General features: G+C 73.2%; 10 protein-coding genes. 4 read left to right on the plus strand and 6 right to left on the minus strand.

What is annotated here, in order from left to right; genetic code table 11:
• Positions 1-138: 138 nt before the first annotated feature.
• Complete coding sequence (locus BJP40_RS27910) at positions 139-1,545, minus strand: aspartate ammonia-lyase (protein ID WP_071266065.1); 1,407 nt, start codon at positions 1,543-1,545, stop codon at positions 139-141.
• A gap of 104 nt (positions 1,546-1,649) precedes the next feature.
• Between BJP40_RS27910 and BJP40_RS27915 the strand changes: the two genes are divergently transcribed.
• Complete coding sequence (locus BJP40_RS27915) at positions 1,650-3,170, plus strand: ricin-type beta-trefoil lectin domain protein (RefSeq protein WP_071283167.1); 1,521 nt, start codon at positions 1,650-1,652, stop codon at positions 3,168-3,170.
• A 426-nt stretch (positions 3,171-3,596) separates the two neighbouring features.
• Here BJP40_RS27915 and BJP40_RS27920 read toward each other — a convergent pair whose 3' ends face one another.
• A complete protein-coding gene (locus BJP40_RS27920; protein ID WP_071266077.1) occupies positions 3,597-5,300 on the minus strand; it encodes a fumarate hydratase in 1,704 nt (567 codons plus the stop codon).
• A gap of 147 nt (positions 5,301-5,447) precedes the next feature.
• Here BJP40_RS27920 and BJP40_RS27925 point away from each other — a divergent pair, with 147 nt between their 5' ends.
• Both BJP40_RS27925 and BJP40_RS27930 read left to right on the plus strand, forming a co-directional pair.
• The gene (locus BJP40_RS27925) at positions 5,448-6,128 is read left to right on the plus strand and encodes a DUF1707 domain-containing protein (protein WP_071266069.1); all 681 of its coding nucleotides are present in this window, start codon (positions 5,448-5,450) and stop codon (positions 6,126-6,128) included.
• 163 nt (positions 6,129-6,291) lie between these two features.
• Positions 6,292-6,669, plus strand: a complete 378-nt coding sequence (locus BJP40_RS27930) for a WhiB family transcriptional regulator (RefSeq protein ID WP_371258706.1) — start codon at positions 6,292-6,294, stop codon at positions 6,667-6,669.
• 161 nt (positions 6,670-6,830) lie between these two features.
• On the opposite strand, the gene glpX is transcribed toward BJP40_RS27930, so the two are convergent.
• Positions 6,831-7,862 (minus strand): class II fructose-bisphosphatase, encoded by a 1,032-nt coding sequence (glpX, locus tag BJP40_RS27935; RefSeq protein WP_071266071.1) that lies wholly within the window; start codon positions 7,860-7,862, stop codon positions 6,831-6,833.
• Positions 7,863-7,997: 135 nt separating this feature from the next.
• Here glpX and BJP40_RS27940 point away from each other — a divergent pair, with 135 nt between their 5' ends.
• On the plus strand, positions 7,998-8,585 hold the full coding sequence (locus BJP40_RS27940; protein WP_177204501.1) for a DUF4245 domain-containing protein: 588 nt from the start codon (positions 7,998-8,000) through the stop codon (positions 8,583-8,585).
• A 410-nt stretch (positions 8,586-8,995) separates the two neighbouring features.
• Here the strand turns inward: BJP40_RS27940 and BJP40_RS27945 are convergent, their stop codons facing one another.
• The 3 genes from BJP40_RS27945 to xseA all read right to left on the minus strand — a co-directional run bounded on the left by BJP40_RS27945 (position 8,996) and on the right by xseA (position 12,285).
• The gene (locus BJP40_RS27945; RefSeq protein WP_071266075.1) at positions 8,996-9,586 is read right to left on the minus strand and encodes a malonic semialdehyde reductase; all 591 of its coding nucleotides are present in this window, start codon (positions 9,584-9,586) and stop codon (positions 8,996-8,998) included.
• A gap of 525 nt (positions 9,587-10,111) precedes the next feature.
• The gene (locus BJP40_RS27950) at positions 10,112-10,402 is read right to left on the minus strand and encodes an exodeoxyribonuclease VII small subunit (protein WP_071266081.1); all 291 of its coding nucleotides are present in this window, start codon (positions 10,400-10,402) and stop codon (positions 10,112-10,114) included.
• 500 nt (positions 10,403-10,902) lie between these two features.
• Positions 10,903-12,285, minus strand: a complete 1,383-nt coding sequence (gene xseA / locus BJP40_RS27955; RefSeq protein WP_079171529.1) for an exodeoxyribonuclease VII large subunit — start codon at positions 12,283-12,285, stop codon at positions 10,903-10,905.
• Between the last annotated feature and the right edge of the window lie 85 nt (positions 12,286-12,370).

Here is a 12,370-nt window from a genome sequence, read left to right on the forward strand (position 1 = left end):
CGGTGCGCGGCGCCGCCCGCGGCCGGTTCCGTACCTGGCTCTGCTGCCGTCCCTGCCCCTGTCGTCTCCGCTGTCATGCGCAGATCTTAGGGGCGGCCCGCCCCCTGCGTCCGCGACTCACGTCACCGTCCGGCCTGGTCACGGGCGGGTCATCCGCAGCACGTCGAGGGCCTCGTCAAGCTGCTCCAGGGTGAGGTCGCCGCGCTCCACGTACCCCGACTCCAGCACCACCTGCCGGATCGTCTTGCGTTCGGCCAGTGACCGCTTCGCGACCTTCGCGGCCTCCTCGTAGCCGATGTACCGGTTGAGGGGGGTGACGACGGACGGGGACGACTCGGCGTACTCCCGGGCCCGCTCGACGTTCGCGGTGATCCCGTCGACCGTGCGGTCCGCCAGCAGCCGGGCCGCCCGCGAGAGGAGGCGTACGGACTCCAGCAGGTTCTTCGCCATGACCGGGAGCATCACGTTCAGCTCGAAGTTCCCGGCGGCGCCCGCCACGGCCACGGTCGTGTCGTTGCCGGTGACCTGCGCGGCCACCATCAGGACGGCCTCCGGGACGACCGGGTTCACCTTCCCCGGCATGATCGACGAACCGGGCTGGAGATCGGGAAGCGCGATCTCCGCGAGACCGGTGCGCGGCCCGGACGCCATCCACCGCAGATCGTTCGCGATCTTGGTGAGGGAGACGGCGACCGTGCGGAGCTGCCCCGAGGTCTCGACGAGCGCGTCCCGGGCCCCCTGCGCCTCGAAGTGGTCGCGCGCCTCCGTCAGGGGCAGGCCCGTGATCCGGGCGACCTCGGTGATGACGGCGGGGGCGAACCCGGGCGGCGTGTTGATGCCGGTGCCCACCGCCGTGCCGCCCAGCGGTAGTTCGGCCAGGCGGGGGAGGGACGCCCGCAGCCGCTCCACGCCGTACCGCACCTGCGCCGCGTAGCCGCCGAACTCCTGGCCGAGCGTCACCGGCGTGGCGTCCATCAGATGCGTCCGCCCCGACTTGACGACCTCCGCGAACTCGGCTGATTTCCGCTCCAGCGACATGGCCAGATGCTCCAGGGCCGGGATCAGGTCCTCGGTCACGGCCGCCGTCGCCGCCACGTGGATGGAGGAGGGGAAGACGTCGTTCGACGACTGGGAGGCGTTGACGTGGTCGTTGGGGTGGACGGGCCGCCCCAGCCGCTCGCTCGCCAGCGTGGCCAGCACCTCGTTCATGTTCATGTTGGACGAGGTGCCGGAGCCGGTCTGGAACACGTCGACGGGGAAGTGATCGTCCCAGCGGCCCTCCGCGACCTCTCCCGCCGCCTCCCGCACCGCGTGCGCGAGGTCCGCGTCCAGCACCCCGAGCTCGGCGTTGACACGGGCCGCCGCCGCCTTGATGTGGGCCAGGGCCGCGATGTGGGCGCGCTCCAGGCGCAGGCCCGACAGCGGGAAGTTCTCCACCGCCCGCTGGGTCTGGGCCCGCCACTTGGCGTGCGCGGGGACCCGCACCTCGCCCATGGAGTCCTTCTCGATCCGATGGTTGCCCGGCTGCTCACTCGCCTCTGTCATGGCCCAACCTCCTGCTCACGATGAGCACTTGTCTTGTTCCGTCTATTCCCAAGTGCGTTACCAGCCAGTAAAAACCGTGGGTAACCCCACTTCCAGGAGGCGCAATGGCGCGCACCAGACTGAGACTCGGATGGCCGGTCGCCGCGGTCGCCGCTCTCGCGGCCGTGTTCGGCGGGACGGCCGCTCCCGCCGCGGCGGACGACGGCACCCGACGCACCCTCACCTCCACTCCGCTGCCCGCCCCGCTGGAGGCCATGCGAGCGGCCGAGGCCACCGCCCTCTACGGCAGCCCCGAGGAACGCCCGCTCGACGAACGCAAGAGCGCGCTGATCTCCCTCGGCGACAGCGAGATCAGCGGCGAGGGCGTCGGCACGTACGAGCCCGGCACCGACGGTCCCGACAACTGGTGCCACCGCTCGCCGGACGCCGCCATCCACCGCACCGGCATCCCCGCCGACGTCACGTACAACGTCGCCTGCTCCGGAGCGTCCACCGCCAACATCCGGATCGGCGGCTCCCCGCAGTACGCCGACGAACTGGTCCAGAGCGACAGCCTCGCCGTCAAGGCCCGCAACACCCGCATCTCGATGGTGCTGCTGGTCGCCGGTGCCAACGACGACCTCCAGTTCGGCCCCGTCATGACGGACTGCGTCACGCGCTACGTCCTGATCCAGGGCCCGTGCGAGCCGAAGTACGCCCCGGGCTGGCAGTCACGCGTCGACGCCCTCGTCCCCAAGGTCGAGCAGACCGTGCGGGACCTCCGCACCGTGATGCGCGACGCCGGTTACGCCGACGGCGACTACAAGCTCGTGGTGATGAGCTACCCCAGCCCGATCGGCCCGGACTTCCGCGACAACCCCCGCTTCCCGGGCAAGCTGTCCTGCGGCGGCATGGGATACGACTCCGACACCACGTGGGGCCGCGACACGGCCGTGCCGGCCTTCGAGCGCGGCGTCCGCCGGGCCGCGGCCGCCACCGGTGCGACGTACCTGGACGCCTCCCGGCTCTTCCACGGCCGCGAGGTCTGCATGGAGGAGACCTGGGCGCGGGGCCTGTTCGTCGACGTCTCGAAGTTCCCCGGGGACGAGAACTCCGTCCGCCAGTCCTTCCACCCCAACAAGGCCGGTCACGGGGCCTTCGCGGCCTGCCTGACCCAGCTGTACGCCGCCGGGGTGCGCGAGGCGAGCTGCGCCGACCCGGCGTCCACCGGTGAACCGGTGCTGTGGCCGGGTGCGTGGGACGACAAGTTCACCCCGCTGCGGAACGCCGCCACCGGCTCCTGCGTGGACGTCTCCGGCGCGACCACCCGCAACGGCACGGCCGTGCTCGGCTGGGACTGCCACGGCGGCCGAAACCAGGACTGGTGGCACGACACCGCACGCGGCTCGCTGCACACCGCGCTCACCCACGACCGGTGCCTGGACGTGCCGGGCGCCCGCTACGAGGCGGGGGCGGCGCTCGTCGTGTGGGACTGCTCGGGCGTGGCGCACCAGACGTTCGTACGGTCCGACGGCACGCTGCGCCCGTCGGCGGCACGCGGCCTGTGCGTGACGCACGCGGCGGCCAGGGAGCCGCTGAGGCTCCAGCCCTGCACGCCGGGCGCGGCGAACCAGCGCTTCGCCTGACCGGCCCGCCCGGCACCACCGCACCACGGGGGAGGGCCCCGGCCGCCGCCCCGGCGGCCGGCGCCCTTCACGTGCCGGGGAGCCGCGCAGGCCGCCTTGCGCGTGCCGGGAGCCGCCGGGCCCGCGTGCTCGGGCGCGGGGGCCGGCCGGAGGGGCGCTGCTCCTCACCGGGGCTTCCGGCCGCCCGGAGCCGGACCGGCCGCTCCGGTGCGGGGAGCCGCACGGCCGGAGCGGCGCCGGTACCGGCCCGGCGCCCTCCCGCCTCCTGCGCGGGCCGGCGGGAGGGCGCCGGGCGCGTGGACCCCTGCGAACGGGGACCGTCCGACCGGGTACTGGCCGCTCCGGACCCGGGGCCGTCCGGTCGGAGGGTGCCGCAGGCACCGGTGCGGCCCGGCGCGGACCGCCCGCGCCGGGAGCCGGCCGGGGTCAGGCCAGGCCGGGGCCGCGCACCGGGATCGACGTGAACGTCGGCTGCGAGGGCGCCGGATCGCGGAAGAAGTCGTTGCCCTTGTCGTCGACCACGATGAACGCCGGGAAGTCCTCGACCTCGATCTTCCAGACGGCCTCCATGCCGAGCTCCTCGTACTCGACGACCTCGACCTTCTTGATGCAGTCCTGCGCGAGACGGGCCGCCGGGCCGCCGATGGAGCCCAGGTAGAAGCCGCCGTGCGCGGCGCACGCGTCGGTGACCTGCTGGGAGCGGTTGCCCTTGGCCAGCATCACCTTGGAGCCGCCGGCCGCCTGGAACTGCTCGACGTACGAGTCCATGCGGCCCGCCGTCGTGGGGCCGAAGGAGCCGGAGGCGTAGCCCTCGGGAGTCTTGGCGGGACCGGCGTAGTAGACCGGGTGGTCCTTCAGGTACTGCGGCATCTCCTCGCCCGCGTCCAGCCGCTCCTTGATCTTGGCGTGCGCGATGTCGCGGGCCACGACCAGCGGGCCCGACAGCGACAGCCGGGTCTTGACCGGGTACTTGGACAGCTCGGCGAGGATCTCGTCCATCGGCTGGTTCAGGTCGATCCGCACGACGTCCTGCCCGTCGGCGGCCTCGCCGAGGCCCGCGCCGGAGCCCTCGGTGAGCTCGGCGTCCGTGGTGTCGGGCAGGAAGCGCGCCGGGTCGGTCTCCAGCTGCTCCAGGAAGACGCCCTCGGCGGTGATCTTCGCGACGGCCTGGCGGTCCGCGGAGCAGGACACGGCGATGGCCACCGGACAGGAGGCGCCGTGCCGGGGGAGGCGGACGACCCGCACGTCGTGGCAGAAGTACTTGCCGCCGAACTGCGCGCCGATGCCGATCTTCTGCGTCAGCTCGAAGACCTTCTCCTCCAACTCCTTGTCCCGGAAGCCGTGCCCGAGGACCGAGCCCTCCTCCGGCAGCTCGTCCAGGTAGTGCGCCGAGGCGTACTTCGCGGTCTTCAGCGCGTACTCGGCGGACGTGCCGCCAACCACGATCGCCAGGTGGTACGGCGGGCAGGCGGCCGTGCCCAGGGAGCGGATCTTCTCCTCCAGGAACGTCATCATGGAGGCCTCGTTGAGGACCGCCTTCGTCTCCTGGTACAGGAAGGACTTGTTGGCCGAGCCGCCGCCCTTGGCCATGAACAGGAACTTGTACGCGCCGCCGTCCGTGGCGTACAGCTCGATCTGCGCGGGGAGGTTGGAGCCGGTGTTCTTCTCCTCCCACATCGTGAGCGGGGCCATCTGCGAGTAGCGCAGGTTCAGCTGCGTGTACGCGTCGTGGATGCCGCGGGACAGGGCCTTCTCGTCCTCGCCCTCGGTCAGCACGTTCTGGCCGCGCTTGCCCATGACGATCGCGGTGCCGGTGTCCTGGCACATCGGGAGCACGCCCGCGGCCGCGATGTTCGCGTTCTTCAGCAGGTCGAGCGCCACGAACTTGTCGTTCGACGACGCCTCGGGGTCGTCGATGATCTTGCGCAGCTGGGCCAGGTGCGCCGGGCGCAGGTAGTGCTGGATGTCGTGGATCGCCTCGGCGGCCAGCTTGCGCAGCGCCTCCGGCTCCACCTTGAGGAAGGTCCGCCCGTCGGCCTCGAAGGTGGACACACCCTCCTTGGTCACCAGGCGGTACGGCGTGGTGTCCTCTCCCAGCGGGAGCAGATCGGTGTACGCAAACTCTGGCATGACGGCCATTCCTCACTCGGCGGACAGCGGCGCGGCCTCCCTTGGCGGCGCGTCCACCAGCGTAGAGGCCCCCTGGGTGGCGGAGTCTGTGAGGTAGGGCTCATCCCGCACTAGTCGCGATCTATCGCGTTTCGCTACGCTGAGCGCGTGGACCTTGAGAAGCAGCCCCAGCAGCCGTCCGCCCCCGTGCCGGACACGGCCTCCATGCGGGCCTCGGACGCCGACCGCGACAGGATCGCGCACATCCTCCGCGAAGCCCTGGCCGAGGGGCGGCTCGACGCCGACGAGCACGCGGAACGCATCGACGCCGTCTACCGCGCCAAGACCATGGGGGAACTGGAGCCCCTGGTCGGCGACCTGCCCGCCGCACCGGGCGGCCCCGCCCCGGCCGCTCACGGGCAGGGCACCGACTGGTCCGCCGGGGCGGACGGCGCGGGGGAGGGCGAGAAGCTCGTCGCCGTCTTCTCCTCCCACACCCGCCGCGGCCGGCGCCGCATCGGCCCCCGGACGCACGCGTTCGCCCTCTTCGGCAGCGTCGAGATCGACCTGACCGAGGCCGTGTTCACCCAACGCCTCACCACCATCCAGGCCACGGCGATCTTCGGCAGCATCGAGGTCCGCGTCCCGGAGAACATCTCCCTGCGCGGCAACGGCACCGGCGTCTTCGGCGACTTCGACGTGCGCGCCCTGGAGGCCGCCGACCCGGAGGCCCCCGTCGTGGTCGTCGACGGTTACGCGGTCTTCGGCAGCATCGAGGCCAAGCCGAAGCGCGGCAAGCGGATCGCCGACCTCCTCCACGACAAGATGCGCAAGCACCTGGGCCACTGACCCGGCCGCCCCGGCCCACCGGACACCCGGACCGGCGAAATCCAGCCGACCATCGGCGCGCCCTCTGGAACCCGGCGCCACGCAGTGCATAGGCGTGCGCACAGCGGGTAGGGCTTGCTGCATCGTCTCCCTCGCTTGCGTAAGCCGTCGTCAGGAGTAGACCGTGCCGCTGCAACTGCCGCATCAGCCCCTCCAGATCGCCGCCGTCCCGTCCCCGCGCGTCCCGGCCCGCGAGGACGAGGCAGGCCCCTGGCACACCGAGGCGGTGTGCCGCCGCGACGAGGCGGGACTGTTCTTCGCACCGTCGAAGGAGCCCACGGCCGCCCGGCTGGCGAGGGAGGAGGCCGCCAAGAGGGTCTGCGCCCGCTGCCCGGTCATGGTCGAGTGCCGTGAGCACGCCCTGCTGCAGCCCGAGCCGTACGGCGTGTGGGGCGGACTGACCGCGGCCGAGCGCCGGGTCGTGCTGGCCCGCCGGCGTCGCCGCGACATGGAGCTGAAGAAGGCCGCGTCGACGGACCGGCGCATCGCCGCCGCCGGCTGACGCGTCCGCCGCGGCACCACCTGCCGGCGACAGGCAGCAGACAGCGGACGTGACGGCGGCGGACGCGGGGCCCGGCCCCCGCCCGCACGAGAAGGGGCGCTCCCACCGCACTGGGAGCGCCCCTCTTCGTCACCCGGTCACCCGACCGCCCCGCCGCGGCGTCACTTCGCCCGGTCGAAGTCGATCTGGCTGTACGCGCGCAGCTTCGACAGGCGGTGCGTGGAGTCGATCTGCCGGATGGTGCCCGACTTCGAGCGCATGACGAGGGACTGCGTCGTGGCGGTCTCCGAGCGGTAGCGCACCCCGCGCAGCAGTTCGCCGTCCGTGATGCCGGTCGCGACGAAGAACACGTTGTCGCCGCTGACCAGGTCGTTCGTGGTCAGCACGCGGTCCAGGTCGTGCCCCGCGTCGAGGGCGCGCTGACGCTCGTCGTCGTCCTTCGGCCACAGCTTGCCCTGGATGACACCGCCCAGGCACTTGATCGCGCAGGCGCTGATGATGCCCTCGGGCGTGCCGCCGATGCCCATGAGCAGGTCCACGCCGGTGCCCTCGCGGACCGCCATGACGGAGCCGGCGACGTCGCCGTCCGAGATGAACTTGATCCGGGCCCCGGTCTCGCGGATCTCCTTCACGATGCCCTCGTGGCGCGGCCGGTCCAGGATCATGACCGTGACGTCCTCGGGCGCCGAGTTCTTCGCCTTCGCGACCCTGCGGATGTTGACCGACACGGGCGCGTTGATGTCCACGTAGTCGGCCGCCTCGGGGCCGGTGACCAGCTTGTCCATGTAGAACACCGCGGACGGGTCGAACATGGTCCCGCGGTCGGCGGCGGCGAGCACGGCGATCGCGTTGGGCATGCCCTTCGCGGTGAGCGTCGTGCCGTCGATCGGGTCCACGGCGATGTCGCACTCGGCGCCGGTCCCGTCGCCGATGCGCTCGCCGTTGAACAACATCGGCGCCTCGTCCTTCTCGCCCTCGCCGATGACGACGACGCCGTTCATCGACACGGTGGACACGAGGGTGCGCATGGCACGGACGGCGGCCCCGTCGGCGCCGTTCTTGTCGCCGCGGCCGACCCAGCGGCCGGCCGCCATGGCGGCCGCCTCGGTGACCCGGACCAGTTCCAGGGCGAGGTTGCGGTCGGGGGCCTCGGGGGAGACCTCGAGTTCGGACGGCAGATGATGCTCGGTCATCGGAGCGCACCTTTCTGTACGGCGACGGCCGGTGGTGAAGAGGGTGCTGTGACTCTATCGCCAGGTCGACAAACTGAGCAGAGGGCCCCACGGATGAGCGCTCCGCCCCCATGTGACGATAGGGGCGTGGCAGGCATGCGAGGCAAGCAGACAGTGCGCGGGATGTTCCAGTCGATGGCGGTCATCTGCGCCGCCGCGGCGGTGATCTACCTCTTCGTCCCGCACGACGAGAACGCCGACCCGCTGAAGGCGGTGGACTACGGCGTCGAGCTCGTGACCGCCCAGCGGGCCGCACCCTACCCGGTCGCCGCCCCCGAGGGGCTGCCGGAGGGCTGGCGGGCCACGTCCGTCTCGTACCGGCGCGAGGAAGGCAACGCCTGGCACCTCGGCTACCTGACGCCGGAGCGCGAGTACGTCGCCGTCGAGCAGTCCACGGCCGACCCGAAGCGCTACATCGGCGACGTGAGCCACGGGGCGGCGGCCACGGGGAAGACCCAGCAGGCCGGCGGCCGCTCCTGGGAGCGCTGGGAGGGCGACAAGTACGACGCGCTGGTCCTGCGGGAGAAGGGCGTCACCACCGTCGTGCTGGGCACGGCGCCGTTCGAGCAGCTCGCCACGATGGCGGCGGCGCTCACGTCCGCGCAGCCCGCGCCCAGCGGGGCGTCGGGCGGTCCGTCCGGTGCGGTGCCGAGCGGGGAGCCCGGCACGTCCGCGGGCGACTGACCCCGGCCTGCCCACTTCGGGCGGGTGGCGGGCGACTGGCCCGCAGCCGACCTGACCCGCGGGCGGCGGGCCCACGGCCGACCGGCCGGAGGCCCGCGGTCGGCGCGGGTGGCCCCCGCCTGGCGGCTGGAGGACGGGGCGCCTAGTTTGGGGGCGCGGGCGGCCGACGGGCGGCGGACGGCGGGCAGACGGACAGTCGGTCGGCGGACAGACGGACAGTCGGCGGTCGGCGAGGGAGCGGCTCCCCGGATAGTGGGGCCCACTCGTGCCGGGCGGTGGGAGCCCACTCGTGCCAGGCAGCGGGAGTCCACTCATGAGGGGTGGTGGGCCCCTCATGCCGGCGGTCGGCGGAGATGGTGACGGCCCCGGGCGCCTTGGGGAAGGTGCGCGGGGCCGTCGGCTGCGGGAGGTCAGATGGTGGTGACGACCTCGTCGTAGGCCAGGCGCGGCGACCGCGGGTACGCGGCGTTCTCGCCGGGCTTGCCGATGTTCACGATCATCAGCGGGGTGTGGTCGTCGTCCAGGAACGCCTTCTGGACACCCGCGAAGTCGAAGCCGGTCATCGGCCCGGCGGCGAGGCCGGCGGCGCGGACGCCGAGGATGAAGTACGCGGCCTGCAGTGCGGCGTTCATGCCGGCGGAGCCCTCACGCGCCGGACGCTCGGCGAAGAACAGGTCCTTGGCCTGCGGGAAGGCGGGGAAGAGCCTCGGCAGCTCCTCGTGGAACTCGTTGTCCGCCGCGAGGATCGCAGTCAGCGGCGCGGTCGCCGTCTTCGCCTGGTTGCCCTCCGCCATCAGCGGGACGAGGCGCTCACGGGCCTCGGCGGACCGGACCAGGGTGATGCGCAGGGGCGTCTGGTTGAACCCGGTCGGGCCGTACTTGATCAGGTCGTAGATCGCCTGGACCTGCTCCTCGGTCACCGGCTCGTCGGTGAAGGAGTGGGCGGTGTGGGCCTGGCGGAACAGGAGGTCCTGGGCGGCGGGGTCAAGGACGAGGGACATGGGGTAACGCACCTTCCGGCAGAGCGGTGATCCAGCGGTGGCTCCACCGTACGACCTTTTAGGTGAACGTTCAACTAAACCGTTGGTGTGACGGGTCACGGACCGAGTGACCGGTGACCTGCGGTCGCCCCCTGATCGGTGATCGGCCGGGGCGACGGCCGACGTGGTGGACGCGCGTCGTGCCGCCGCGGCAGAGGTCGGACGCCGGGTGCTGTTCCGGCAGGTCGGCGACCCGCCAGGCCCGCGGATCCCAGGCCGGCAGGCCGCGTCGACACCGGCCCGTGTGTCGTGTGCCGTCGGGCGCATGGCCTCTGTGGCGGTTCCCTCCCCGTCCGGTGGGCGTACGCACGGGGTGCCGCCCGGCCCGCCCAGCGGGCATGCCGTCGAGGCCACCGGGTCCGGGAGGCGGCGGTGGCCTCGACGGCATGGGCGAGGTCCGCGATGCCGGAGCCGTCTCGCCCGCTCTGTCGCCCGCCCTTCGACGACTCCCGGTGACCGCCGACGCCGGTGCCCGCTACGGCCGGGCTACGGGGAGGACGCTCCGTGCTCGGCGGTGCCCTCTGCGTCCTCGTGCTCGGAGGCCAGCGCGGCGTCCAGCCGGGCCCGCGCGCCCTCCAGCCAGTGGCGGCACACCCGCGCGAGCTCCTCGCCCCGCTCCCAGAGCGCGAGCGACTCCTCCAGCGTGGTGCCGCCCGCCTCCAGGCGCCGCACGACCTCGATCAGCTCGTCGCGCGCCTGCTCGTACCCCAGCGTCGTGGTCCCGGAGAGGTCGGGGGCGCCCACCCCGTCCGCCCTGTCCGTCGTGTTGGCCGTCATGCCGTCCACCCTACGGGCGGGAGCCGACAACACCGCCGCGCACGCCGTGCCCCCACACGGCGCTTCCCCCTTCGCGACGCGGCGCCCCGCCTCGGCGCGGGGCAGGCGCCCGGTGCCGAGACGGTGGGAAGGCGCCCGGTGCCGAGACGGTGGGAAGGCGTCGCGGAGCCGGAGGTCCGGCGGGCGCACTCTGCCGTGCGCGACCTGGTGGCCGGCGCTTTCGTCGGGCACGGTCCCGCCGTGGGACGTTCCTTCCTGCGCAGGCCGGCGGCGGGAGCCCCACCACGCTCCGCCCCGCTGGGGCCCCGTACTGCACCGTGCTGGTGCCCCGTACTGCACCGTGCTGGTGCGCTGGTGCGCTGGTGCGCTGGTGCGCTGGTGCGGTGGTGCGCCCGCCTGGCCTGCGCCCCGCTTCCCACCGGGCTCACGCTCGCCCAAGCGTCAGTCCGCCCCGCATCCCCCCGCATCCCCTCGCGTCCGCCCGCCCCGTGTCGAACCGTCTACGCGTCAGCCCGATCCGCGTCAGCCCGATCCGCGTCGGCCCGATCCGCGTCGGCCCGATCGGCCGCGGCCCGCTCCGCGCCCGCCTCCTCCCGCGCGGCGGGGCCTGCGTCTGCCTGCCCGCCCGACCGTGCCGCAGCGTCCCCGCCCGAGCCGTCCCCGCCCGAGCCGTCCCCCTCCACGCGGTGCACCGCGAACTCGCCCGCCGCGACCCGGGCCCGCAGCCGCTCTCCCACCGCCACGTCCTCCGGTGCCCGCACCACCGCACCGTCCGACCGCTGCAGGACCGCGTACCCGCGCCGGAGCGTCGCCGCCGGTGACAGGGCCACCACGCGTGCGTGCGTGTGGACCAGCTCGGAATCCGCGCGGTCCAGCAGGTGCCCCAGCACCCGGCGCCCGCGCGCCAGCACCGCCTCGACCTGCGCCTCCCGCTCCTCCAGCATCCGCTGCGGGTGCTCCATCACCGGCCGGGCCAGCGCATGCGCCAACCCGCGCTCCTCGCGCTCCAGCAGTCCCCGCACGCAGCGCAGCGCCCGGTCCCGCAACTGCCGTACCCGCTGCAACTCCTCGCCCACGTCCGGGACTACCTTCTTGGCCGCGTCCGTCGGGGTGGCGGCCCGTACGTCCGCCACGAGGTCCAGAAGCGGGGAGTCCGGTTCGTGGCCGATCGCGGACACCACGGGCGTACGACAGGCCGCCACCGCCCGTACGAGCTCCTCGTCCGAGAACGGCAGCAGGTCCTCCACACTGCCGCCGCCCCGCGCCACGATGATCACGTCCACCTGCGGCAGCGCGTCCAGCTCCTGGACCGCCCGCACCACCTGCGGCACCGCGTGGACGCCCTGCACGGCCACGTTCCGCACCTCGAACCGCACGGCGGGCCAGCGGCGCCGCGCCACCTCCAGCACGTCGCGCTCGGCCGCCGACGCCCGGCCGCACACCAACCCGATCAGCTGCGGGAGGAACGGCACCGGACGCTTCCGCTCCGCAGCGAACAACCCCTCTGACGCCAGCGTCCGCTTCAGCCGCTCCAACCGCGCCAGCAGCTCCCCGATGCCGACCGGCCTTATCTCCGCTGCCCGCAGCGACAGCTGGCCGCGCGGCGCGTACCACTCCGGCTTCGCGTGCACGACGACCCGCGCACCCTCCGACACCACATCGGCCACCGCGTCGAACACCTGCCGGTAGCAGGTCACGCTCACGGAGATGTCGTACGACGGGTCGCGCAGCGTCAGGAACACGACCCCGGCACCGGGCCGCCGCGACAGCTGGGTGATCTGGCCCTCCACCCATACGGCCCCGAGCCGGTCGACCCACCCCCCGATGAGCCGTGACACCTCTCCGACGGGCAGGGGGGCTTCGGCAGACGTAGACAGAGGCATAGGGCGAGCGTACGCGCCACCGCTGACACCGCCCCCGGTCACGGCCGCCGTGCAGCCACCGCCTACGGTCACGACCGCCGTGCAG

This window comes from Streptomyces sp. CC53 (genome assembly GCF_001865245.1).
Taxonomy (GTDB): domain Bacteria; phylum Actinomycetota; class Actinomycetes; order Streptomycetales; family Streptomycetaceae; genus Streptomyces.